The sequence below is a fragment of the Marisediminicola sp. LYQ134 genome, from assembly GCF_046599635.1.
Taxonomy (GTDB): Bacteria; Actinomycetota; Actinomycetes; order Actinomycetales; family Microbacteriaceae; genus Marisediminicola.
This window is the reverse complement of record NZ_JBKIWP010000001.1, coordinates 1343100-1366836: the sequence shown is the minus strand read 5'-3', so window position 1 is coordinate 1366836 and position 23737 is coordinate 1343100. Positions and strand designations below refer to the sequence as shown.

The following is a 23737-nucleotide window of genomic DNA, read 5'->3' as shown; positions in this document are numbered from 1 at the left end:
GGTATCGTGGGACCGCCCTCCGCGCCTCCGTAGCTCAGGGGATAGAGCAGGAGCCTTCTAATCTCTTGGTCGCAGGTTCGAATCCTGCCGGGGGCACCATCCCGCCGACGCGGGCCGCCCAGCCCTGCGCTTACCGGCCGTCGTCGCCCACGTGCGGCGGATTGATGCGCTTGCTCACGCTGTTCGCGTTGACGGGAGGCGAGTAGATGTCGTCGCCGCGGTCCTCCGCGAGATCGTCGTCCTCGCCGGCGGGCGACGGTCCCTGCGTCGGCGGCGTCGATGCGGACGCCGGACGCGGCGCCCCGGTCGGCTCAACGAGCTCGGGCGACGCCGGCATCGCGACAGTCGTCGCGGGATCGTTCTCGATGACGGCGGCGGGCGACTGAGCCGACGGCGCGCTCGCGACCGGGGGGGTCAGCGGAACCGGGTTCGACGCTCCCGCGCGAGGAGCAAGACTGCGCGGGGCAGCGGCGGGCGCGGTATCCGCGGGAGGAGGTGTCGCCGCTGAGCCCGAGCCGCTCGACGCCTGCCCGGCCGCCCACGCCTCCTGCTGTGTGACGAGATCCTTCGAGTTCTTGGAGTCCTCGTACGCCCACAGCTCGAGGTCGTTCTTGAAGAGCTTCTTCGCGCGCGACGGCTTCGCCTGCCACGTGACCATCCGGTCGCGGAACTCGAGGAGCGATTGCTCGGCCTGGAAGCTGAACGAGATCGAGTCGTTCTTCATGGACGCGATCTGGTGCGCGGCCCAATCGGCGGCGAGACCCGAACCGGGAACGGCGAGGAGTCGCACGCGCACATCGGCTTCGCTCGCCACGTGGTCGGCGTGCTGCTGCTCGGGCACGCTCAGGGTGTTCCACACCGACGCCTTGCGCGCGGCGCCGATCATCGTCGCGACGGCGGCGATGCGGTTCTCCCGGTCGTTGAGGGTGATGAGACGCTTCGTCGACCCGCGCCCGATGAGGGCCGCCACGAGGCCGGCGACGACGATCGCCACGAACGGGATGATCGCGCTCACGACGACGGTCTGCCCGTCATTCGAACCGAACCACTCGAGAAAGTCATTCCACCACTGCATAGGGGCAAGATAGCCCGCCGCGGACCCGCCGCGTCGGCCATCGCCCGAGTGTCACGACAATGCGGGTCGGATGAGGCTGCGGCTAGCGCCAGCGCAGGCGAGGGCCGCGCGTCGTCGTCAGCCGCGGAAGCACGCGAGAGCGTCGTTCATCGCCCAGAACTCGCCGTCGACCATGAATCGGCGTTGACGCGCGAGGAACCTCTTGGCACGGAACCGTTGGCCTGCCGGGGCCGTGAACCGCTCGACGTATCCGAGCACGTCTCCATCGGCGGTCGTGACCCTCCAGAGTTCGTCGTGCAGTTGCACGACGCCGAGGCCGGTCGGGCGGCGGATGTCGACGAAATCGAGAGTGGGCATCATTCCTCCTGTCGCGCCGCCGGCCCGGCTGCTGTGTCGACTCGACGCTAAACGCGACGGGCGACATTCAGGAGTGCGCGAACATCCGCCCGCGTCTGCGGGTCAGCGCGCGGTGCCGTCGACGGCGAACTCGTCGATCGCCGTCACCTCGTCGTCGGTGAGCGCGGCGCCGTCGAGGGCCCCGAGGCTGTTCTCGAGCTGCGTGACACTCGACGCGCCGATGAGTGCCGAGGTGACCTGAGGCTGACGCAGAACCCAGGTGAGCGCGAGCTGCGCGAGGGTCTGCCCGCGACCGCGGGCGATCTCCTCGAGCCCGCGGGCGCGCTCGAGGTAGGTGTCGCTGATGGTCTCCGAGTTGATCCATCGACCCTCGGCCGCGCGGGAGTCGGCCGGAATGCCGTCGAGGTAGCGGTTCGTGAGCAGCCCCTGGGCGAGCGGCGAGAAGACGATGCTGCCCATACCGAGGTCGTCGAGCACGGGGAAGAGCCCGTTCTCGATGTGCCTGTCGAACATGTTGTAGCGCGGCTGGTGGATGAGCAGGGGGATCTTGTGCTCGGCGAGAGCCGCGTGCGCCGCGGCCGTCTGCTCGGGGTCGTAGTTCGAGATGCCCGCGTAGAGCGCGCGGCCCGACTGCACGGCCGTGGCGAGAGCACCCATGGTCTCCTCGATGGGAGTCTCGGGGTCGGGGCGGTGGTGGTAGAAGATGTCGACGTAGTCGAGCCCCATGCGGTCGAGGCTCTGGTCGAGCGACGAGAGCAGATACTTGCGCGAACCGAAGTCGCCGTAGGGGCCCGGCCACATGTCGTACCCGGCCTTCGACGAGATGATCATCTCGTCGCGGTAGGGGCGGAAGTCGCGCGCGAACACCGTGCCGAAGTTGGACTCGGCGGCGCCCGCATCCGGTCCGTAGTTGTTGGCGAGGTCGAAGTGGGTGATGCCCAGATCGAAAGCGCGGCGGAGGATCGCCCGCTGGGTGTCGAGCGGTCGGTCGGAACCGAAGTTGTTCCACAGGCCGAGGGAGATGGCGGGGAGGCGCAGACCGCTCCGGCCCACTCTCGGGTAGTCGACGGACTCGTAGCGATTCTCTGCAGCGACATAGCTCATGCTGCCAGCCTAGGGCGGCGCGGGCACCGGGGAATGGTGGAGCGGCATCCGGTGTTCAGGTGAGAGGCCGCACAGGAGATCCCGCGGCCGGGAAAGTAGGGTCGAACCATGCAGACTTTCGTACTCGCCGGTGGATGTTTCTGGTGCCTCGACGCGGTTTACCGCGTACTCAAGGGAGTGGAGTCGGTCGTCTCCGGCTACACGGGAGGCGACACCGCCTACCCGAGCTACGAGGCGGTCTGCACCGGTCGCACCGGCCACGCCGAAGCGGTCGCCGTCACTTTCGACCCCGACGTCATCCCCGCCGACGTCATCCTCGACGTCTTCTTCACGCTCCACGACCCGCGCCAACTCAACCGCCAGGGAGCGGATGTCGGCACGCAGTACCGCTCGGCGATGTTCTACACGGACGACGCGCAGCGCGCTCTCTTCGAGTCCGCTCGGGACCGCGCATCCGAGATCTGGGACGGCGGAATCGTCACCGAGATCTCACCCCTCGGCGAGTGGTTCGAGGCCGAGTCGTACCACCAGGACTTCTTCGCCAAGAATCCCGGGCAGGGGTATTGCATGGCCGTCGCGCTTCCCAAGGTCAATAAGGTGCGCAAGTCGTATTCTGAATACATCCTCGCGTCCTGACGCTCCTCGCGTCGGTCGCCGAGGGTCACGAGAGAAGGGGCTCAATGATGAGCAACGACAACTTGACGATGGAGCGCCACACGTGGGTCGCGTTCGGCTCGGCCGGGGCGATCGGTTCGGTCCACCGGGTCGTGGGTGGTTACACGTTCCGCTTGCTGCGTGACGAGCGCGAGCGCGCGACCTACCCGTCGCTCGAGGTCGCGAAGCGCGCGCTGCACGCGAGCCTCGTGCCCGGGTCGGAGTGGCCGGAGTTCCGCGAGCACTGACTCGTCTTCCCCGCCCCAGGGCGGTGCGAGGGCGCAGCATCCACGGATGCGGGCGACCTCGGTTTCTCGCGAGCCCGGGCGCCGAGACTCTCGGCATGACAGACACCATCACCATCGCCGGCGTAGTCGGCACCGTTCCGCGTCACGTGCTCACGGGCGCGGGACTCGCCATCACGAGCTTCAGGCTCGCCTCCACACAGCGCCGCTTCGATCGCGCTCAGAACAAGTGGGTCGACGGAGACACCAACTGGTTCACCGTCACGACCTTCCGCCAGCTCGCGCTCAACGTCGCGACATCCGTGAGTAAGGGTGACCGCGTCGTCGTGCTCGGCAGGGTGCGACTGCGGGATTGGCGGGCCGACGACAAGTCGGGGACAACGGTCGAGATCGAGGCCGATTCGCTCGGCCACGACCTCGCGTGGGGGTCGGCGGTGTGGTCGCGCTCGACGACGAATTCGGGCGCGGGCGAGTCCACCCCATCCGCGGCGCCCCACGCTTCGGCGGGAGGGGGTGGCGCACCCCAGAGCGCGGCCGCGCACGATGCCCCGGCGAGCGTCGGTAGCGGCTCAGGCGAGGGCGCGGCGCAGAGCGAATGGGCGACCGCGTCGCTCGGTGACGGCGAGGTCTCCGAACCGCCGTTCTGAGTGAGCACGGCTCTCGGTCTCGAAGGTGAGAGCCCCACTACACTCGACCCGACGCGATCGCCTCCGATCGTGAGAGTCGGGAGTGCGTGGTGCGTCGCAGAGTCAACGAGAGTGGTCGGCGCGCGGTCCGAGGGCTCGCCCTCACGGGACTGATCGTCGCCGCGACCCTCGCCCTCGCGGGGTGTTCGACCGAGTCGCTCACGCCCGAGCCGTCGGCGAGCGCGGAGCCGACTCCGAGCCCGTCGGCGCCCGAGTCCGCCCCCGAACTCGTGCCCGACGGTTCGGCCGCCGACAACCGCGCCTACTTCGATCTCGTCAACTCCGATCTTCTCGACGACGGCGCACGCCCCGGAGGGCGACCCATCATCGACAATCTCGTCGAGGCGGGTTTCGACAAAGACCTCATGCAAGTGACGCCCGACGGCACGGTCACGGGCCTCGAAGCCGACTCCGTGCAGTTCTCGGTGCGGTTCGGCGATGAATGCCTCATCGGCCAGTCGAGCGCCTCCGGCTACTCGAGCAGCGTCGGTCCCGTCGTCGCCGAAACCCGATGCCTCCTCGGAGTGACCCGCGCCATCGACTGGTGACGACGCGCGGCGTTCGCGACGAGCGCGCGGCGAGATCGGAGCCGTGGGTCGGTGGCGAGGCTTCTCCCAAATAGACTGGGCAGATGGCCGAATACATTTACTCGATGGTGCGCGCCCGCAAGGCGGTCGGCGACAAGCTCATTCTCGACGACGTCACGATGTCGTTCCTCCCCGGAGCGAAGATCGGGGTCGTCGGGCCCAACGGTGCCGGAAAATCGACGATCCTCAAGATCATGGCGGGGCTCGACACCCCGAGCAACGGCGAAGCCCGACTGAGCCCCGGTTTCACGGTGGGCATCCTCATGCAGGAACCCGAACTCGACGAGTCGAAGACCGTGCTCGAGAACGTGCAAGAGGGCGTCGGGCCGATCAAGGCGAAACTCGACCGCTTCAACGAGGTCTCGGCCGCCATGGCCGACCCCGACGCCGACTTCGACGCGCTCCTGGCCGAAATGGGCACTCTGCAAGAAGAGATCGACGCGGCAGACGCGTGGGACCTCGACTCGCAGCTCGAGCAAGCGATGGATGCCTTGCGAACCCCTCCGGGCGACGCCTCCGTCACTAGCCTCTCCGGTGGAGAGAAGCGTCGCGTGGCCCTCACGAAGCTCCTGCTCTCGAAGCCCGACCTGTTGCTCCTCGACGAGCCCACCAACCACCTCGATGCCGAGAGTGTTCTGTGGCTCGAGCAGTTCCTCTCGAAGTACCCCGGCGCCGTGCTCGCCGTCACTCACGATCGGTACTTCCTCGACAACGTCGCGGAGTGGATCGCCGAGGTCGACCGCGGTCACCTCTACCCCTACGAGGGCAACTACTCGACCTACCTCGAGAAGAAGGGTGCCCGCCTCGAGGTGCAGGGCAAGAAAGACGCGAAGCTCGCGAAGCGCCTCTCGTCGGAACTCGAGTGGGTGCGGAGCAATGCGAAGGGCCGACAGGTCAAGTCCAAGGCGCGACTCGCGCGCTACGAGGAGATGGTCAACGAGGCGGAGAAGACCCGCAAACTCGACTTCGAGGAGCTCGTGATCCCCGTCGGGCCCCGCCTCGGCGCTCAGGTCATCGACGCGAAGAAGGTGCACAAGGCCTTCGGTGAGCGCGTGCTCATCGACAACCTCACCTTCACCCTTCCCCGCAACGGGATCGTCGGCGTCATCGGGCCCAACGGTGTCGGAAAGACGACCCTCTTCAAGACCATCACGGGCATCGAGCCCCTCGACGGCGGCGACCTGAAGGTCGGCGAGACCGTCGACATCTCCTACGTCGACCAGGATCGCGGCGGAATCGACCCGAACAAGACGCTGTGGGAGGTCGTCTCCGACGGCCAGGACTTCATCCAGGTCGGCAAGACCGAGATCCCGTCGCGCGGCTACGTCTCGCAGTTCGGGTTCAAGGGTCCCGATCAGCAGAAGAAGGCGGGTGTGCTCTCCGGTGGTGAGCGCAACCGCCTCAACCTCGCGCTCACGCTCAAGCAGGGCGGCAACCTCCTCCTGCTCGACGAGCCCACCAACGACCTCGACGTCGAGACTCTCGGCAGCCTCGAGAACGCGCTCCTCGAGTTCCCCGGATGCGCCGTGGTCATCACTCACGATCGGTGGTTCCTCGACCGCATCGCGACGCACATCCTCGCCTACGAGGGCACGGCGGAAGACCCGGCCAACTGGTACTGGTATGAGGGCAACTTCGAGGCGTACGAGCAGAACAAGATCGAGCGGCTCGGGCCCGACGCGGCGAAGCCGAGCCGCGCGACCTACCGGAAGCTCACGCGGGACTGACGGCATGACCCGCATCCACGTCGACATCCCGCTCCGCTGGTCGGATTTCGACGCGTACGCCCACGTCAACAACGCCGAGATGCTGCGCTTGCTCGAGGAGGCGCGCATCCAGGCGTTCTGGCGACCCGACTCGGGGGCGGCACCCGCTGTAGCCACGGCCATCCTCGACGCTCGCCCCGGAGCCGAACTCATCAGCCTCATCGCGCGTCAGGAGATCGAGTACGTCGCCCCGATTCCCTACATGCGCGCGCCCATCGACATCGAGATGTGGATCGGACGCATCGGGGGAGCGAGTCTCGAGATCTGCTACGAGCTCTACTCGCCGAGCGGCGTGACCCCGCGCATCCTCTTCACCCGGGCGGCGACCACTCTCGTGATGGTCACGGCCGCGACGGGCAAACCGACGCGCATCAGCGACGAGCTCCGTGACGCGTGGAGTCCCTACCTCGAGGAGCCCGTCGTCTTCACCAAGCGCTCCTAGCCCAAAGAACGCAGTTTCCGCGAGCGTGCGCCGGATCCGGCGCACGCTCGCGGAAACTGTGTTCGGTGGGGGCGGTGGCAGGGGCGGGGTCAGGCGCGCGGGGGGCGCACCATTCCCTCTTGCGCGACGCTCGCGAGCAAGCGACCCGCGCGGTCGAAGATGCGCCCGAGCGAGAGCCCGCGTCCTCCGATCGCGTTGGGTGACTCCTGCACGTAGAGCATCCACTCGTCGACCCTGCCGAACCGGTGCCACCACATCGCGTGGTCGAGGCTCGCGGCCTTGAGCCCCGGGGTCACCCACGCGAGACCGTGGCGCCGGAAGATCGGTTCGAGGATGGAGTAGTCGCTCGCGTAGGCGAGGGCGGCCCGGTGCAGGTTGGGGTCGTCGGGCAGCGTGCCGACCGACTTGATCCACACGGCCTGGTGCGCCACGTGAGCGCCCTCGACGCTCAAGAAGATGGGCGAGGGGACATGCCTCATGTCGAAGGGGCGATCGTTGGCCCAGTACTTGGCCACGGGGTGGTCGAGCGCGCCGAGCACCTCGGCGGCACTCGGCAGCGATTCGGGGTCGGGGAGGTCGGCGGGCATCTCGACCTGGTGCTCGAGGCCGGCATCCTCGATCTGGAACGACGCGATCATCGAGAGGATGGGGCTGCCGTCCTGGTAGGCCTGCGTGCGCCGCGTCGAGAACGAGCGGCCGTCGTGGATGCGGTCGACCGAGAACGTGATCGGCAGCTCGACATCCCCGGGGCGCAGGAAATACCCGTGCATCGAGTGAACGAAGCGGTCGTCGGGGATCGTGCGCATGGCCGCGACGAGAGACTGGGCGAGCACTTGGCCACCGAACACCCGACCGAGCGGAACCCACTGGCTCGGCCCCGTGAAGATGTCTTCGCTCGTTCGCGCCCCCGTGTCGGTGAGGTCGAGGGCGGTCAGGAGCCCGGCGAGCGGATCGGCAGCGTGCTCAGCGGTGTGCGGCTGATCGGTGTGTGGCTGATCGGTCATGGTTCTCCCCGACTGTCGATCGTGCGTGTGCGATTGTGCGCGTGGAGGGCGTGCTCCCCCGCGCAGAGTATTTTAGAGGGCACATGAGCCGTGACTTCTCTCTCACTGATTCGCTTTCCCTCGCAGACCTCCAGGTCTTCCTCGGCCGGGCGGGTCGCGTCGACGACGGTTCCGTGCGCCTCACGGCGAGCGGTCGCGTGCTCGCGGCCTACGTCGCGGTGCTGTATCCGAGCGGGCTGCTCGACGAGTCCCCGACGGTGCTCGGGTTGCGTACCTTCGCTCTCACCGAACCCGCCGAGTTCGACGCCGTCGTGCCCGTGCGGGGGCTCCTCGACCGCATCGTGCGGCTGCAGAACGAGTCGGTCGACGCCACGGCCGCCGTGCGGGTGTCGGTTCCCCCCGAGGTTCTCACCGCCACGTGGGCGGCCATCTCCGCCCCTCGCGGAGGGTGGTCGTCGATCGGATCGACGTCGAGCTCGGCACTCGAGGCGGCTGCTCGCGCGGGGATCGACGAGGTCGCTGCGGCGATCCCGTCCGGCACGGGCGAGCAGATCGTGCAGCGCGTGCGATCCGAGGTGTGGGGTCGCCCGCTCCCCGACAACGAGAGGGTCACGACGGGCGCGGCTTTCGCGGCATACTCGCTCGGTTTCCTCCCCGCCGTCGAGGGTCACGCCGCGGGGGATGTCGCTCCTGCCGCCGCGAGCGATGTCGCCGTGTTCGAGGCGGGACCGTGGACGCGACTCTCGACCGATCGCGGCCACGTGCTCGTCAAGCGGAGGACGCGCTTGGGTCTCGCCTGAGCCTCTCGTCGGCTTTCACCCGGTCGGTGGTGCAGCCGGCGCCGGGCCGACGCCGGGGGGAGCCGCCCGCGCGTCGTCGGCGTCGAGGGCGATGCGTCCGAAGAGGAAGAGGATGATCGTCGCCGCGGGCGCCGCGATCGCCTCGCCGCGCCCGACCGTCCAGTCGGCGTCCGTCGCTCGCAGGGTGCGCCTCGTGACGATGGGTTTGACGGTGCTCGGGGCATGGAGTGAGCGCGCGACGGCGACCGCCCCCGACGCGACGGCGGGGACCGTGAGGGGCAGGCCGAGGGCGTGCGAGATGTCGTAGCCGTGCACGACCGCTTCGGTGAGCTCGGCCAGATGCCCGCGACCTCGCCCTCGACCCTGACCGCTCTCGCTCGCCGTGACCCGTTCGCGAGCGAGGGAGCGGATGCTCGCGACGAGCTCCTCGGGCGTCGACCGCGCGGCTCGGCGGCTCAACTCGTCGACCACCCTCGAGGGCGGGATCCTCTCGCGGAACACCGCTCGAGCGCTCGACGTCGCGAGCTGAGTGACCGAGCTGCCGAGTCGCCACACAAGGTGACCGGCGACGTCGCGCACGCGCCATCCCTCGCACCTGCTGGGGGACTCCCACTCGGCGGGCTCGAGGCCCTCGAGGAGGTCGGCCACGACGTCGAGTGTCGACGCGGTGAGAGGCCGCCAGTCGCCGGTCACCCCGGTCTCGTCTGCGCCGCCGCTCTGACTGAACGGGAGGTGTCGGGAGATGTCGTTCATGAGCCCTCGATCGCACGTCGGTCGGTACACTCAGCCTAATGCGCACCCCCCGCCCGCTTCCCGTGTGGGCGGGCCGCACCGCGGTGCTCATCGGCATCGTCCTCGTCGCGCTCAACCTCCGCACCGCGGTCGCCGCGATCTCGCCGATCGTCGCCGACATCCGCGCCGACATCGCGATCGACAGCGTCGGTCTCGGCCTCATCGGGGCGCTTCCGCCTGTCGCGTTCGCGATCTCCGGTCTCGTCGGCGGCTCGCTCGCGCGGCGCGTGGGTCTCGAGCGCCTCCTCGTGCTCTGCATCCTCGCGATGGCTCTCGGTCACGTCGCTCGGGGGCTCGCGCCGTCGTACGGCGGTTTGCTCGCCGGGAGCGTCGTCGCCTTCGCGGGTATCGGCCTCGCGAACATCCTCTTGCCGCCCCTCGTGAAACGCTATTTCCCCGATCGCATCGGGCTTCTGACGACCGTCTACGTGTCGATGATGTCGATCAGCACGGCCGTCTCGGCGTCTCTCGCGGCGCCGCTCGCCGACGCGGCGGGCTGGCGCTGGTCTCTCGGCGTGTGGGCGGCGCTCGCCGTGGCCGCGCTCGTGCCGTGGGTCGCCGTGCTCGCGTCGAATCGCGGCGAGCGGATGTCGTCGCGCAACGCCGGCACCGCCAGCGATGCCGACACCTCCACTTCCGCCGCCCCCGGCACCGACATCCCCGTCGCGCCGACGGGCCGTCTCGCGGGGCCGGTGTGGCGCTCGCGCACGGCGTGGGCGGTCTCCGCGGTGTTCGCGCTGTCGTCGCTCAACGCCTACGCCGCGTTCTCGTGGCTGCCGCAGATCCTCACCGACGTGTCGGGGGTCACGCCCCTCGAGGCGGGAGCGCTCCTCGCCGTCTACGGTCTCGTCGGGCTGCCCGCGGCCATCCTGCTCCCGCCCCTCGTCGTGCGGGCGCGGTCGGTGACGCCGCTCGTGTTCGCGGGCATCGCGTGTTTCATCGGAGGGTACGCCGGCCTCCTGCTCGCGCCGACCGCCGTGCCGCTCCTGTGGGTCGTTCTCGCCGGCGCAGGTCCGCTCCTGTTTCCCGTCGCGATCGTGCTCATCAACCTCCGCTCCCGCACGGCGGCGGGCTCGGTCGCCATGAGCGGCTTCGTTCAGGGCGTCGGCTACACCGTGGGGGCACTCGGTCCCCTCGCCGTGGGGCTCATCCACGACGCGACCGGTTCGTGGACGGTGCCGCTTCTCGTGCTCATCGCGACCGCCGTCGCGTGCATCGTCCCCGCGATCGCCCTCGGCCGTGTCGCGTTCGTCGAAGACGAGGTCGAGAGGCGCTGAGACGCTGAGACGCTGAGACGCTGAGGTGCTGGGGCGGCGCATCGGCCGTCGTCGGGCGCCTCAGTCGATGTGGCTCTCGCGGTGCACGAGCGCGGCCGCGCCGATGAGGGGGCCGTCGCTCGAGAGCGCGCTCGGCACGACGCGCACTTTGGTCACGAACCCGAACACCGCTCGAGACGCCACAGCAGTGCGGATGTGGGCGAAGAGGTCGGGTGTCACGAGCGAGAACCCGCCCCCGATCGCGACGACATCGAGGTCGACGAGGGCAGTGGCGGAGGCGATCGCCTGACCGATCGCGCGGCCCGACCGTTCCACGGCCGCACGAGCCGTCTCGTCTCCGGCGGCGTAGTCCGCCGCGAGCTCTTCCCCGCTCGTTCCCGACCAGCCCCGGCTGCGCGCCCAGCGCACCGTGTTGGGGCCCGACGCGATGGCCTCGACGCATCCGATGCCGCCGCACGCGCACGGGTCGTCGAAGCCCGCGACCTCGACGTGGCCGATGTGGCCCGCGTTGCCCGTCGGTCCGGTGACGGTGCGCCCGCCGAGGATGAGGCCGCCGCCGATCCCCGTCGACACGATCATGCCCATGACGTTGTCGATGCCCCGCGCCGCGCCGATCCACTGCTCGGCGAGGGTGATGCACAGGCCGTCCATGCGCAGTCTGACCTCGGGGGCGGGCACGAGGTCGGCGATGAAGTCGCGCAGCGGGAAGTCGCGCCAGACGGGGAGATTGAGGGGCGAGATGAGGCCGGCGTGTTCGGTGATGGGGCCGGCGGCGCCGATGCCGACACCGACGAGATCCGCGCCCGCCGGCACCCTCGCGAGGGTCGCGAGCACCGACGACCGCACGGATTCGGCGAGTTCGTCGCTCGTTCGGGCGGGGCCCGTGCCGCCGCGGAACCGGCTGCCCTCGACGACGAGCCCCGCGGAGTCGACGAGGGCCGACTCGACCTTGGTGCCCCCGAAGTCGACCGCGAGAGCGAGCGCCGGCCTCATGCGCGCGTCATCCTCGACGGCGAGCTGGGGAGTGGATGTGTCGACGGTGACGGCGTGCCCATGGCCCGAGCTTACGGGTGGTTCGATCCGGGTGCGCGGAGTCGTGACGGCCCGATCGGCCCACCGTGCGCTGTCGGTCGCCGCGCGTACAGTGGGCGCGTGACCGACCCGACCGTCGCCCTGTCCCACCTCGTCGAGCTTCCGCGCTCGATCGTGTGGGATGCCCTCGTCGACCCCGACCTCGTCGCCGGGTGGCTCGGCGAGGCACGCATCGACCCTCGCGTCGGTGGGGCGTTCGACCTCGCGTGGGTCGCGATCGTCGACAGCGCACCCCTGAGCGGTCGCATCACGGTCTTCGACGAGCCCGCGCGATTCGCTGTCGAGAGCGACACGTTCGGACTCCTCGAGTTCGCGCTCGAGGAGGTCGCGGGCGGCTCCCGCGGCACGTCGACCGTGATCACTCTCGAGATCACCGCGCCCATCGAGCCGGCGTTCGTCCCGCGCGCGACCGAACGGTGGCAGCTCGCCCTCGCCCAGCTCTCCGACCTCGTGCGCGGTCATCCGGTGCTCTGGCGACGTGACGAGGGGGTGGCAGACGCCGCGCTGTCACCGGAGCACGCGAGCGATCGAGCGAGCGATGAGGCAGAATTGACTGTCGCCGCTCTCCCCGGGAAACTGCCCGGCCGGCTCGCACACGATCACCAAGGACTCGGTACACCCGATGACAGCTCACACCCGCACCGCCCTCGCTCCCGCTGAACGCGCGGTCGACCTCATCGGAGGGGACCTCACCGAGAAGAGCCTGCGACTGCACCTCGAGGGGCTTCCGGGCGTCGACGCCGTCGGCCTCGAGGCGCGCGCCGCCTCGCTCGGGTCGCGCTCGATCAAGGCCTCGTCGAAGGCCGCAGCGCTCGACACGATCATCAGGCTCATCGACCTCACGACTCTCGAGGGTGCCGACACCCCGGGCAAGGTCAGGTCGCTCGTCGCAAAGGCGATGACCCCGGATGCCGGCGACCCCGCCACTCCGCGCGTCGCGGCCGTGTGCGTCTACGGTGACATGGTCGGCGACGCCGTGGCCGCACTCGGCTCCGCCCACTCCGCCGGTCGAGACGACGGCATCAATGTCGCCGCGGTCGCGACGGCGTTCCCGAGCGGCCGTGCGTCGCTCGCGGTCAAGCTCGCCGACACCGCGGAGGCCGTCGCGGCCGGGGCCGACGAAATCGACATGGTCATCGACCGCGGCGCCTTCCTCGCGGGTCGCTACGGTCTCGTCTTCGACCAGATCGTCGCGGTCAAGGAGGCGTGCCGTCGCGACGACGGGAGCTTCGCCCACCTCAAGGTCATCCTCGAGACCGGCGAACTCACGACCTACGACAACGTGCGCCGGGCGTCGTGGCTCTCGATCCTCGCGGGCGGCGATTTCATCAAGACCTCGACGGGCAAGGTCGCCCCCGCCGCGACCCTCCCCGTGACACTCCTCATGCTCCAGGTCGTGGCCGATTGGCACCGACTCACGGGCGAGAAGATCGGCGTGAAACCCGCCGGCGGCATCCGCACGTCGAAAGACGCCATCAAGTACCTCGTAACGGTCGCCGAGACGGTGGGGGAGGAGTGGCTCGAACCCCACCTGTTCCGCTTCGGAGCGTCGAGCCTCCTCAACGACGTGCTCTTGCAGCGGCAGAAGCTCTCCACCGGCCGGTACTCCGGCTCCGACTACGTGACGATGGACTGACGATGACTTTTCTCGACTACGCCCCCGCTCCCGAATCGACCGCGGTGCTCAACCTCAAGGAGTCCTACGGGCTCTTCATCAACGGCGAGTTCGTCGACGGCCACGGTGAGCCGTTCGCGACCATCTCGCCGTCGACCGAGAAGCGCATCGCGAGCATCGCCCAGGCCGACGCCTCAGACGTCGACGTCGCTGTCGCCGCGGCCCGCAAGGCCTACGACCGCACATGGTCGCGCCTGTCGGGCGCCGATCGCGGAAAGTACCTCTTCCGCATCGCTCGGCTCGTGCAGGAGCGGGCCCGCGAGCTCGCGGTCGCCGAGAGCCTCGACAACGGCAAGCCCATCAAAGAGAGCCGGGACGTCGACATCCCACTCGTCGCTGCGTGGTTCTTCTACTACGCGGGCTGGGCAGACAAGCTCGACCACGCCGGGGTCGGCCCCTCACCTCGCCCTCTCGGTGTCGCCGCGCAAGTGATCCCGTGGAACTTCCCGCTGCTCATGCTCGCGTGGAAGATCGCGCCGGCGCTCGCCGCGGGCAACACCGTCGTGCTCAAGCCCGCCGAGACGACCCCGCTCACGGCCCTGCTCTTCGCCGAGATCCTCCAGCAGGCAGACCTACCCGCGGGGGTCGTCAACATCATCACGGGTGCGGGCGACACCGGCGCAGCGCTCGTCAACCACCCGGGCGTCGACAAGGTCGCGTTCACGGGGTCGACGGCCGTCGGCCGGGCCATCGCGCGGTCGACCGCGGGAACCGGCAAGAAGCTCACCCTCGAGCTCGGCGGCAAGGCGGCCAACATCGTCTTCGACGACGCCCCGCTCGACCAGGCGATCGAGGGCATCGTCGACGGGATCTTCTTCAACCAGGGTCAGGTGTGTTGCGCGGGGTCGAGACTGCTCGTGCAGGAGAACATCCACGACGAGGTCGTCGACAGGCTCAAGAGCCGTCTCGAGACTCTGCGCGTCGGCGACCCCCTCGACAAGAACACGGATGTCGGCGCCATCAACTCCCGGGCGCAGCTCGACCGCATCCGCGAGCTCAGCGACGTCGGAGAGGCGGAGGGGGCGGAGCGTTGGAGCCCCGCGTGCGAGCTCCCCGAGAACGGGTTCTGGTTCGCGCCGACGATCTTCACGGGCGTCTCCACGAGTCACCGCATCGCGCGCGACGAGATCTTCGGGCCCGTGTTGAGCGTGCTCACCTTCCGCACCCCCGCCGAGGCGATCGCGAAGGCGAACAACACCCCCTACGGCCTCTCCGCAGGAATCTGGAGCGACAAGGGGAGCCGCATCCTCGCCGTCGCCGACAAGCTCCGCGCGGGTGTCGTCTGGGCCAACACCTTCAACAAGTTCGACCCCGCGAGCCCCTTCGGTGGCTACAAGGAGTCGGGCTACGGGCGCGAGGGTGGCAGGCACGGCCTCGCCGCGTACCTCGAGCCGACCGGATGGTCGGCGCACGCCGTCGCGACAGGAGACTCCGAATGACCCGCATCGCCGTGCCGAAGACCTACAAGCTCTACATCGGCGGCAAATTCCCTCGCAGCGAGTCGGGTCGTGTCTACGAGATCCAGTCGTCGAAGGGCGCCTTCCTCGCGAATGCCGCGAAGGCGTCGCGCAAAGACGCGAGGGATGCCGTCGTCGCCGCACGCTCAGCGCTGTCGGGCTGGTCGGGTGCGACGGGATACAACCGCGGTCAGGTGCTCTACCGCATCGCCGAGCTCCTCGAGGGCCGCCGGGCCCAGTTCGTCGACGAGATCCGCTCCAGTGAGGGAGTGAGCGCCTCCGCCGCCGAGAAGCACGTCGACGCCGCCATCGACACCTGGGTCTGGTACGCCGGGTGGGCAGACAAATACACGCAGGTCGCCGGGGGCGCGAACGCCGTGAGCGGTCCGTACTTCAACATCTCGGTGCCCGAGCCCACCGGCGTCGTGGCCATCGTCGCGCCGCAGGCGTCGTCTCTGCTCGGGCTCGTGAGCGTCGTTGCTCCCGCGATCGTGTCGGGAAACACCGTCGTCGTGATCGCGAGTGAGCCCGCTCCGCTGAGCGCGATCAGCCTGAGCGAGGTGCTCGCGACGAGCGACGTGCCCGGCGGCGTCATCAACATCCTCACGGGGTCGCCCGCCGAGATCGCGCCGTGGCTCGCGAGCCACGCCGACGTCAACGCTCTCGACCTCGCGGGAGCGGAGTCGCTCGAGTGGGTGGACCTCCAGATCGCCGCGGCCGAGACGCTCAAGCGAGTGCTCCCGCCTGTGACCGGGGTGCCGCGGGCGTCACTCGAGCGCGTGACGTTCTTCACCGAGACCAAAACGGTGTGGCACACGAAGGCCCTCCTCTAGCCCGCCGCACGGATCGTTTTGCCAGGTGCGCGCCCGTGCGGCCGGTCTACAGTCGGTCTCATGAGGATGCTCGTCACGGGGGCCACCGGGTACATCGGTGGCCGACTCGTTCCCAAACTGCTCGAATCCGGCCACGACGTTCGCGCGTTCGTGCGCAACCCGGCGAAGATGCGTGACGTGCCCTGGGCGCGCGACGTCGAGGTCGTCGTCGGCGATCTCGGCGATCGGGACAGTCTCGCCGAGGCCATGCGCGATGTCGATGTCGTCTACTACCTCGTGCACGGCATGGGGTCGGGGGGCGACTTCGAGACCGCGGAGCGGGAGTCGGCGATGAACGTCGCGCGCGCCGCGCGGGCCGCGGGTGTCGCCCGCATCGTCTACCTCGGAGGCTTGCACCCCGACGGCGAGCTCTCGCCGCACTTGCGGTCGCGCGCCGAGGTCGGGCGCATCCTCATCGAGTCGGGGGTGCCGACGGCCGCACTGCAGGCGGGGGTCGTCATAGGCTCGGGCTCGGCGTCGTTCGAGATGATCCGCCACCTCACCGACGTCTTGCCCTACATGCCCGCGCCCCGGTGGGTGCGCAACTTCATCCAGCCCATCGCCGTGCGCGACGTGTTGCACTACCTCGTCGAGTCGGCCACCCTCTCGCCCGAGGTCAACCGCACCTTCGACATCGGCGGGCCGGACGTCTTGAGGTACGGACAGATGATGAACGGCTACGCCCTCGAGGCGGGCCTCAAGCAGCGTCCCATCGCGGCGCTGCCCGTGCTCACGCCGTGGCTCGCCTCGCAGTGGGTCAACCTCGTCACGCCGATCCCGCGGTCGCTCGCCGTGCCCATCATCGCCTCGCTGCAGTACGACTGCGTCATCCACGAGCACGACATCGGCTCCTACATCCCCGAGCCCGAGGGCGGCCTCACTCCCTATCGTCGTGCGGTGCGGCTCGCGCTCGAGCGCGTTCGCGACGGCGAGGTCGAGACGAGCTGGCAGAACTCCTCGGTCGACGGTGCTCCCGCGAACCTGCTCCCGAGCGACCCGGACTGGACGGGCCACACGGTCTACGTCGACCTCAAGTCCAAGACGACGGATGCTCCCGTCGAATCGCTCTGGCGGGTCATCGAGGGTATCGGCGGCGACAACGGGTGGTACTCCCTCCCGGTGGCGTGGGCGGCGCGCGGTGTTCTCGACAAGCTCGTCGGGGGAGTGGGCTTGCGCCGGGGCCGTCGCAATGCCGAACGACTCAGCAGCGGAGACGCCCTCGACTTCTGGAGGGTTGAGAAGATCGACCACGGTCGCTTCTTGCGACTGCGGGCCGAGATGAAGCTCCCCGGCCGAGCGTGGCTCGAACTCTCGGCCGACCCCACAGACGACGGCGGGTCGCACTACACCCAGCGCGCGGTGTTCTTCCCGACCGGACTCGGGGGCCGCCTCTACTGGTTCGCGATCCTGCCGTTCCACGGCATTATCTTCGAGTCGATGGCGGCCAAGATCACCCAGAAGGCTCTCGCGGACACCCCGTCTCCGACGCCGGCGAACGTGTGACGCCGGGCGGCCTCGCGCCGCCCAACTGGTGATTCACATCCCACTCGACCACAATGGGATGACGCTGCCCCCAGGGGCGACAACCGGTGAGGGTACTTCCATGACCGAACATTCCAACGGCGGCACCGAGTCCGCTTCGTACAACGACGAGCGCGAGACCGTGGCTTTCCTCGGCGACAGCCTCACCCGCGAGGGTGACTGGCAGGAGTGGTTCCCCGACGTCAACGCGATCAACATGGGTGTCGGCGGCGACCGCACCGACGACGTGCTCGATCGGCTCGACGAGGTCGTCGCAGCCCACCCCGATGAGATCCTGCTGCTCATCGGCACGAACGACCTCGGCATGAAGCAGAGCGTCGAGCACCTCGTGCGCAACGCGCAGTCTGTGTGCGTGCACTTGCGCAAAGAGCTCCCGGGATCACGGATGCTCGTGCAGTCGATCCTGCCCCGCGCGCGCGAGTACGCGCAGCGCATCCAGGAGGCCAACATCCACTTGCGCCAGTTCTCGTCGACGGTCAACGCGCAGTTCCTCGACCTGTGGCCGGCTCTCGCTCTCGATGACGGCGAGCTCAACCCGGCGTTCTCCGACGACCGCCTGCACCTCAACTCCGCGGGCTACGAGGCGTGGCTCGCCGAGCTGCGACCGGCGCTCGCGCGGTTGCGTGAAGCGCCCCCGATGACGACGCCCATCCAGATCATCCGACCCGACCAGTACGCGCGGCCCGAACCGCTCTGATCGAATGGGTAGCCTGGCGGAATGACCACCTACCCCACCCCGGAGTTCCGGCGCACGGCGCTGCCGCCGAGCATCCTCGCGTCGATCGTGCTCATCGCGGGCATCCTGCTCCTCGGGACCGGCGGTTTCGTGTGGATCCTCTACGCCGTGAGCATCCTCGCCCTCATCGTGCTCGTCTTCACCTGGCAGGCGCGCCAGTGGTGGTGGATCCCCGTGCTCGCGGCGATCGCGGTCGCGTGGAACCCCGTCGTGGTCTTCGACTTCTCCGGACCGGTGTGGCTCGGCGCCCAATTCCTCGCCGCCCTGCTCTTCGTCATCATCGGGTCGACGGTCAAGGTCGCGAACCCCGACGCCCCGAGGCGGCGCTCGCCGGGCTGACCCGGTCTCGGCCCTGCCCTCGAGGGGTGATAATGAGGTAGATGTGAGCCTCGACACTCCGACGGCTGCCCCCTCGCGACGTGATCCGTCGCCGACACCCGTGACAGGAATCCATGACAGACAATCTCGCACCCGTGGTGATCTCCTCCCTCTCCATCCCCGGGCTCATCAAGCGAGACGACGTCGTCATGCGAAAAGGACTCTTCACCCTCGTCAACGGTCATCTCACCCCCCGGGAGTCGATGATCGAGGATCTGCTCTTCCTGCGCTCGGTTCTCGACACCGCCGGCGTGCGCTACTTCCTCGTGCGCGGCGACAATGATCGCCTCGTTCTCGCGGTCGACTGGAAGGACCGCAAGACGCTGCGCGCGGCTCTCGCGACAGCGTGCGCCAACGAACCCTTCTACTCGCGCACCGAAGACCGCGACGAGCGCTCGCGCGTGCTCGTCGCCGAGGGGGCTCTCGGCACCGACCCGAAGTCCCGCGCCTTCACCCTCTACCGGCCCCGCATCGAGCCGCAGGGACGCTTGCGCTACGGCGTCGAGACCGGTGTGCGGCTCGAGCTGTGGGAGTGGAAGAAGGGCGTCATCGTCGCACCGAGCGACAACGCCCTCATGCGCACGACCGTGCCGGCGGCCGAGGTGCAGATCGGCGTCACGCGGCTCTACGATCTCGACTGGCCGACGATCGACGGGATGTTCGACCACCACGCGAGCGACATCACCTTCGACATCGACATCGTGTTCTCGTGGGTCGACGGGGCGTCGATCGAGTGGCAGCGCGCTCGGGCGAAGCGCATGGAGAGCTACGTCGTCGGCGAGGGCGACGACGCCGAAGCGCGCTTCCGCCAGATCGACGAGCTCAAGTACGCGCTGCGCTCGGTGCACCTCTTCGCACCCTGGATCCGCCGCATCTTCATCGTCACCGACTCTCCCGTGCCCCGCTGGTTGGACGACCACGAGGGTGTCACGATCGTGCGGAGCGAAGACTTCTTCGTCGATCCCTCGGTTCTGCCGACCCACAACTCGCACGCGATCGAAGCGCAGCTGCACCACATCCCCGGGTTGAGCGAGCACTTCCTCTACTCCAACGACGACATGTTCTTCGGTCGCCGCGTGACCCCCGACATGTTCTTCTCCCCCGGGGGGCTCACGAAGTTCATCGAAGCCCCCACCCGCATCGGTCTCGGTGACAGCAACCCCGACCGCAGCGGGTTCGAGAACGGTGCGCGCGTCAATCGTCGATTGCTCGCCGAGAGGTTCGGCCGTGTCACGACGCGCCACCTCGAACACGCGGCGACCCCGCTGCGCAAGTCGGTGCTCTTCGAGCTCGAACGCGAGTTCTCCGAGGACTTCACGCGCACGAGCGCGAGTGCGTTCCGGTCGGCGACCGACATCAGCGTCACCAACTCGCTGTACCACTACTACGCGCTCATGACCGGCCGTGCCGTCGTGCAGACGAACGCGAAAGTGCTCTACGTCGACACGACGATGCGCGAGGGGTTGCGCGAGCTCTCGCGCTTGCTCAAGCGGCGATCCCACGACTTCTTCTGCCTCAACGACGGGAGCTTCCCGGAGATCGATGCGGCGGAGCGGGCGACGGCCGTGCTCTCGTTCCTCGACCGCTACTTCCCCATCGCAGCGCCGTGGGAGAAGAGTGCCGCGAGCCTCGCCGACGCGAGGCCCGAGGTCGGCTGAGGCTCGAGCGAACGGTCGGAGCGGGACGTGAGTGACCGTCGGCCCCTCAGACCGACTTCCTGTCAGCGCGTCGAGGCGACGAGCGGCACCGGGAGAACCGAGGGCTGCTCCGGGGGCACGGGGGCGTTGATCCGGGCGGGGATCGTGATGCCCTCGGCCTCGAGGATGCGCGCCGTCTCGTCGGCCGTGACCCACGCCGAGACGGTCGGGTAGTCGCCGATCGGCACGACGGAGTGCAGCACGGTGTCGTCGTAGACGTGGATGAGGTTGAACGACTGGGCGCCGTCGCGGGCTCGCGTGCCGCCGACGGGAACGTTGAGGTCTTGCGTATAGCACGTGGCCGAAGCGACCGAGACGGGAACGCCCGCGAACGTGGCGGTCGTCGAGTAGTGCAAGTGGCCCGCGATGATGCTGCGGACATCCGATCCACGGATGACTTCGGCGAGCCCCGCCTGATCGCGCAGCTCGACCCGCACGGCGAGATCGAGAACGCTCGGCACGGGAGGGTGGTGCAGCGCGATGATGGTGCCGTGAGGAGCCGGAACCGAGAGCTCCTCCGCGAGCCAGTCGAGTTGCGCGTCGGCGATGTGGCCGTGGTGGTAGCCGGGCACGGTCGAGTCGAGCGCGATGATGCGTAGTCCGTTGACGTCGTACACGCGGTCTACCGGAGTCGTGAGGGGGATCTGGTCGAGCAGCTGTTCGCGGAACGTCGCGCGGTCGTCGTGGTTTCCCATGACCCAGATCACGCGAGCGCCGAGCCGTTCGGCGGCGGGCGTGATGATCGCCTTGAGCTTGGCGTACGCCGCGGCTTCACCCTTGTCGGCGAGGTCGCCCGTGAAGACGATCGCCTCGGGCCTGGCCCCCGAGGCCTCGAGCTCGGCGAACAGTTGTGTGAGCCGCGCCTCGCTGTCGACCTCGCCGTAGAGGCGGTCGCCGGCGACGAGGTGCGTGTCGCTCAAGTGGAGTATGAAATGGTCGGGCCGAGCGTGCTGGGCCGTGTAACCGGACATGACTCAACCCAACCACGCGAATCTTGCCGGTAGATGAACGGCAGACGGAGAGTCGCCGTCTCGAGTTCCAGTGGCGAGGGGCGGGTTTTCGAGCGTAGAGTGATACCGCGTCTGACGAATCCGGTCTCAAGCCCGACCGTGCTCGCACGTTGCTCGGTGTCGGAACCGTCGCGTATCGACCACGTCACCTCTCGACCACATCGCGACCTCGACCACTCGGGTCACGCGGTTCGACGCCACGCTCGATGAATGCCGTCGGGGCGAGGGGCGCAGCGACGAACCCACAGCGCGCAACCCCGAAGCGCACGAAACACCCGGAGGAACATGGCCAGGTCCAGCCAGTCGAAGGCGCCTCAGCGTGGTGCATCGACCAAGAAATCGGGGGCGCGGTCGCAGCAGCGTCGCGTGCGCCACGGCGACGAAGCCGGCCTCATCCCCGTGTTGGCGCGCGCCGTGCGGGAGATCGAGTCCGCGGCCGAGCGAGGCAAGGTCGGCCCCTCGAACCGCACCAAGTTCCAAGTCGTCGCCCTTCTCGTGCGCGAAGAGCGCGCGCGGGCCAAAGCCGACCGTGAAGTGAGTGACGCCGAGCGGGCCGAGGTGCTCAAGAGGCTCGACGGTGTCGCGACGATTCTCGCCAAGACCGCGGCGCGCGACACCTCCCTCATCCAACTGCTCGGTGAAGACGCGACCGTCTCCGACACCGCGAAGTCGCTCCGCCGCGACATGCTCATGGCGTCGGGGGTCGAGCTGTCGCCCGACGAGCTCATCATCGCGAAGGAGCCGGCTCCCGTCGTCCCGGCCGCCGAACGCCAGGTCGTTCCCCAGTCGGTCGTCGCGCGCCAGCTCTCGAACCCGTTCCTCGCTCCCGACTTCAGTCAGCCGGTCAAGCACAAGCCGACGACGCGGCGCCTCGCCAACTGGGAGCTCCTCGAGCCCCTCTTCCGCGCCTTCGAATACGGTTCGGGCGGCAACGTCGCGAGCATGGAGCTGCCCGAGCCCAGCGCGAACGACCGTCGGGTTCCCGGCGGCCGCGAACTCTTCCTCCACCAGGCCGAGTTCGTCGCGAGCGTGCGCGAAGGGCACCGCACCTTTCTGCTCGCCGACGAGCCGGGACTCGGCAAGACGGCTCAAGCGCTCCTCGCGGCATCCGCCTCCAACTCCTACCCGCTCCTCGTCGTCGCCCCGAGCGTCGTCAAGATGAACTGGGCTCGCGAGGTCGAGCTGTGGACGCCGAACAAGACGGCCACCGTCATCCACGGATCGGGTGAGAACCTCGACGCGTTCGCCGACGTCGTGATCGTCAACTACGACGTGCTCGACCGCCACATCGGATGGCTGCGCACCCTCGGCTTCAAGGGCATGGTCGTCGACGAGGCGCACTTCATCAAGAACCGGGAGTCGCAGCGGTCGAAGCACGTGCTCTCGCTCGCCGCGAGCATCCGTGCCCGCGCCCCGCGCGCCCTCATGATCGCGCTCACGGGAACCCCCCTCATCAACACGATCGACGACTTCCGCGCGATCTGGCAGTTTCTCGGATGGATCGACGGCGACCAGCCGACGGCCGACCTCATGGATCGTCTCGAGGAGAACGGCCTCACCCCCGCCGACTTCGGGTTCTTCGCCGAAGCCCGCCAGACCGTCATCGACATGGGGATCGTGCGACGCAAGAAGATCGACGTCGCGAGCGACCTGCCGGCCAAGCGCATCGCCGATATCCCCGTCGAGCTCGACGACGAGATCGGACGCTCCATCCGCGATGCCGAGGCGGCCCTCTCGGCGCGACTGCTCGAGCGCTACCGTCGGGGCATCGCGCTCTCGAAGAACCCCGACGACATCGACAGGGCAGCACTCGTGCGCCTCGTCGCGAGCGCCGAACTGGACGAGTCCAAGGCCGCGAAGTCGGGAGACAACGTCTTCACGATGGTGCGCAAGATCGGTCAGGCGAAAGCGGTGCTCGCCGCCGACTACACCGCGCAGCTCGCGCGCTCGGTCGGCAAGGTGGTGTTCTTCGCCAAGCACATCGACGTCATGGACACCGCGGAGGAGACCCTCGCTCGTCGCGGGCTCAAGACGGTGTCCATTCGCGGCGACCAGTCGGCGAGCTTCCGCCAGTCGCAAGTCGACGCCTTCAACACCGACCCGGATGTCTCCGTCGTGGTCGCGTCACTCACCGCCGCGGGGGTCGGACTCAACCTGCAGGCGGCGTCGAACGTCGTTCTCGCCGAGCTCAGCTGGACGAGCGCCGAGCAGACCCAGGCGATCGACCGCGTGCACCGCATCGGCCAGGACGAGCCGGTCACGGCGTGGCGGATCGTCGCCGCGCAGACCATCGACGCGAAGATCGCCGAACTCATCGACAGCAAAGCGGGACTCGCGGCACGCGCCCTCGACGGCGACGACTCGTCGGTCGCCGCAGAGTCGAGCCTCCAGCTCGACGCGCTCACCCACCTGCTCGAAGAGGCACTCGAGCGCGCCGGTCACTGACCCACGTCAGCGACCGCATTCGGTGGCCGCGGGTCGCTCGAGAG

General features: G+C 68.8%; 24 protein-coding genes and 1 tRNA gene. 18 read left to right on the top strand and 7 right to left on the bottom strand.

The genetic code is table 11. The features are described 5' to 3' along the window. The first annotated feature begins 23 nt into the window (after nucleotides 1-23). Nucleotides 24-99, top strand: a tRNA-Arg gene (locus ACLHIH_RS06560). 31 nt (nucleotides 100-130) lie between these two features. Here ACLHIH_RS06560 and ACLHIH_RS06555 read toward each other — a convergent pair. The 3 genes from ACLHIH_RS06555 to ACLHIH_RS06545 all read right to left on the bottom strand — a co-directional run bounded on the left by ACLHIH_RS06555 (nucleotide 131) and on the right by ACLHIH_RS06545 (nucleotide 2536). Continuing rightward, nucleotides 131-1075 (bottom strand): hypothetical protein, encoded by a 945-nt coding sequence (locus tag ACLHIH_RS06555; protein WP_411315898.1) that lies wholly within the window; start codon nucleotides 1073-1075, stop codon nucleotides 131-133. Between the two features lie 117 nt (nucleotides 1076-1192). After that, nucleotides 1193-1432 (bottom strand): hypothetical protein, encoded by a 240-nt coding sequence (locus ACLHIH_RS06550; protein WP_411315897.1) that lies wholly within the window; start codon nucleotides 1430-1432, stop codon nucleotides 1193-1195. Between the two features lie 102 nt (nucleotides 1433-1534). Beyond that, the gene (locus ACLHIH_RS06545; RefSeq protein ID WP_411315896.1) at nucleotides 1535-2536 is read right to left on the bottom strand and encodes an aldo/keto reductase; all 1002 of its coding nucleotides are present in this window, start codon (nucleotides 2534-2536) and stop codon (nucleotides 1535-1537) included. Between the two features lie 108 nt (nucleotides 2537-2644). On the opposite strand from ACLHIH_RS06545, the gene msrA reads away from it, so the two are divergent. From msrA to ACLHIH_RS06515, 6 genes are all read left to right on the top strand, one after another. Further along, nucleotides 2645-3172 carry a peptide-methionine (S)-S-oxide reductase MsrA gene (gene msrA / locus ACLHIH_RS06540; RefSeq protein ID WP_411315895.1) on the top strand — a complete coding sequence of 176 codons (528 nt, stop codon included), beginning with the start codon at nucleotides 2645-2647 and terminating at the stop codon, nucleotides 3170-3172. A 47-nt stretch (nucleotides 3173-3219) separates the two neighbouring features. Beyond that, on the top strand, nucleotides 3220-3438 hold the full coding sequence (locus ACLHIH_RS06535) for a methyltransferase (RefSeq protein WP_411315894.1): 219 nt from the start codon (nucleotides 3220-3222) through the stop codon (nucleotides 3436-3438). Nucleotides 3439-3533: 95 nt separating this feature from the next. Then, entirely contained in the window at nucleotides 3534-4082 is a 549-nt protein-coding gene (locus ACLHIH_RS06530) for a single-stranded DNA-binding protein (RefSeq protein WP_411315893.1), read from the top strand. 86 nt (nucleotides 4083-4168) lie between these two features. Beyond that, a complete protein-coding gene (locus ACLHIH_RS06525; RefSeq protein ID WP_411315892.1) occupies nucleotides 4169-4669 on the top strand; it encodes a DUF6993 domain-containing protein in 501 nt (166 codons plus the stop codon). A gap of 83 nt (nucleotides 4670-4752) precedes the next feature. Beyond that, complete coding sequence (gene ettA, locus ACLHIH_RS06520; RefSeq protein ID WP_411315891.1) at nucleotides 4753-6435, top strand: energy-dependent translational throttle protein EttA; 1683 nt, start codon at nucleotides 4753-4755, stop codon at nucleotides 6433-6435. Nucleotides 6436-6439: 4 nt separating this feature from the next. Beyond that, the gene (locus ACLHIH_RS06515) at nucleotides 6440-6916 is read left to right on the top strand and encodes an acyl-CoA thioesterase (RefSeq protein ID WP_411315890.1); all 477 of its coding nucleotides are present in this window, start codon (nucleotides 6440-6442) and stop codon (nucleotides 6914-6916) included. An 89-nt stretch (nucleotides 6917-7005) separates the two neighbouring features. Here ACLHIH_RS06515 and ACLHIH_RS06510 read toward each other — a convergent pair whose 3' ends face one another. Next, the gene (locus ACLHIH_RS06510; RefSeq protein WP_411315889.1) at nucleotides 7006-7920 is read right to left on the bottom strand and encodes an acyl-CoA thioesterase; all 915 of its coding nucleotides are present in this window, start codon (nucleotides 7918-7920) and stop codon (nucleotides 7006-7008) included. 83 nt (nucleotides 7921-8003) lie between these two features. Here ACLHIH_RS06510 and ACLHIH_RS06505 point away from each other — a divergent pair, with 83 nt between their 5' ends. Next, the gene (locus tag ACLHIH_RS06505) at nucleotides 8004-8720 is read left to right on the top strand and encodes a hypothetical protein (RefSeq protein WP_411315888.1); all 717 of its coding nucleotides are present in this window, start codon (nucleotides 8004-8006) and stop codon (nucleotides 8718-8720) included. A 15-nt stretch (nucleotides 8721-8735) separates the two neighbouring features. Here the strand turns inward: ACLHIH_RS06505 and ACLHIH_RS06500 are convergent, their stop codons facing one another. Then, nucleotides 8736-9473, bottom strand: coding sequence for a maleylpyruvate isomerase family mycothiol-dependent enzyme (locus ACLHIH_RS06500; RefSeq protein WP_411315887.1), 738 nt, complete (start codon nucleotides 9471-9473; stop codon nucleotides 8736-8738). A gap of 38 nt (nucleotides 9474-9511) precedes the next feature. Between ACLHIH_RS06500 and ACLHIH_RS06495 the strand changes: the two genes are divergently transcribed. Continuing rightward, nucleotides 9512-10789: an MFS transporter gene (locus ACLHIH_RS06495; protein WP_411315886.1), complete on the top strand. Its 1278-nt coding sequence runs from the start codon at nucleotides 9512-9514 to the stop codon at nucleotides 10787-10789. 60 nt (nucleotides 10790-10849) lie between these two features. On the opposite strand, the gene ACLHIH_RS06490 is transcribed toward ACLHIH_RS06495, so the two are convergent. Beyond that, nucleotides 10850-11782: an ROK family protein gene (locus ACLHIH_RS06490; RefSeq protein ID WP_411315885.1), complete on the bottom strand. Its 933-nt coding sequence runs from the start codon at nucleotides 11780-11782 to the stop codon at nucleotides 10850-10852. A 159-nt stretch (nucleotides 11783-11941) separates the two neighbouring features. Here ACLHIH_RS06490 and ACLHIH_RS06485 point away from each other — a divergent pair, with 159 nt between their 5' ends. From ACLHIH_RS06485 to ACLHIH_RS06450, 8 genes are all read left to right on the top strand, one after another. Continuing rightward, nucleotides 11942-12541: an SRPBCC domain-containing protein gene (locus tag ACLHIH_RS06485; RefSeq protein ID WP_411315884.1), complete on the top strand. Its 600-nt coding sequence runs from the start codon at nucleotides 11942-11944 to the stop codon at nucleotides 12539-12541. Beyond that, nucleotides 12504-13517 carry a deoxyribose-phosphate aldolase gene (gene deoC / locus ACLHIH_RS06480; RefSeq protein ID WP_411315883.1) on the top strand — a complete coding sequence of 338 codons (1014 nt, stop codon included), beginning with the start codon at nucleotides 12504-12506 and terminating at the stop codon, nucleotides 13515-13517. The genes ACLHIH_RS06485 and deoC overlap by 38 nt, the downstream gene beginning before the upstream one ends. Nucleotides 13518-13519: 2 nt before the next feature. Continuing rightward, nucleotides 13520-14995, top strand: a complete 1476-nt coding sequence (locus ACLHIH_RS06475) for an aldehyde dehydrogenase family protein (protein ID WP_411315882.1) — start codon at nucleotides 13520-13522, stop codon at nucleotides 14993-14995. Next, complete coding sequence (locus ACLHIH_RS06470; protein ID WP_411315880.1) at nucleotides 14992-15846, top strand: aldehyde dehydrogenase family protein; 855 nt, start codon at nucleotides 14992-14994, stop codon at nucleotides 15844-15846. The genes ACLHIH_RS06475 and ACLHIH_RS06470 overlap by 4 nt, the downstream gene beginning before the upstream one ends. 60 nt (nucleotides 15847-15906) lie before the next feature. Then, nucleotides 15907-17388, top strand: a complete 1482-nt coding sequence (locus ACLHIH_RS06465; RefSeq protein ID WP_411315879.1) for an SDR family oxidoreductase — start codon at nucleotides 15907-15909, stop codon at nucleotides 17386-17388. A gap of 100 nt (nucleotides 17389-17488) precedes the next feature. Further along, nucleotides 17489-18124, top strand: coding sequence for a GDSL-type esterase/lipase family protein (locus tag ACLHIH_RS06460; protein ID WP_411315878.1), 636 nt, complete (start codon nucleotides 17489-17491; stop codon nucleotides 18122-18124). Between the two features lie 21 nt (nucleotides 18125-18145). Further along, nucleotides 18146-18502 carry a DUF6804 family protein gene (locus tag ACLHIH_RS06455; RefSeq protein ID WP_411315877.1) on the top strand — a complete coding sequence of 119 codons (357 nt, stop codon included), beginning with the start codon at nucleotides 18146-18148 and terminating at the stop codon, nucleotides 18500-18502. Nucleotides 18503-18615: 113 nt separating this feature from the next. Beyond that, entirely contained in the window at nucleotides 18616-20199 is a 1584-nt protein-coding gene (locus ACLHIH_RS06450; RefSeq protein ID WP_411315876.1) for a stealth family protein, read from the top strand. 62 nt (nucleotides 20200-20261) lie between these two features. Here ACLHIH_RS06450 and ACLHIH_RS06445 read toward each other — a convergent pair whose 3' ends face one another. Further along, nucleotides 20262-21209 carry a phosphodiesterase gene (locus ACLHIH_RS06445; protein ID WP_411315875.1) on the bottom strand — a complete coding sequence of 316 codons (948 nt, stop codon included), beginning with the start codon at nucleotides 21207-21209 and terminating at the stop codon, nucleotides 20262-20264. 324 nt (nucleotides 21210-21533) lie between these two features. On the opposite strand from ACLHIH_RS06445, the gene ACLHIH_RS06440 reads away from it, so the two are divergent. Continuing rightward, complete coding sequence (locus tag ACLHIH_RS06440) at nucleotides 21534-23693, top strand: DEAD/DEAH box helicase (protein WP_411315874.1); 2160 nt, start codon at nucleotides 21534-21536, stop codon at nucleotides 23691-23693. Nucleotides 23694-23737 lie beyond the last annotated feature (44 nt).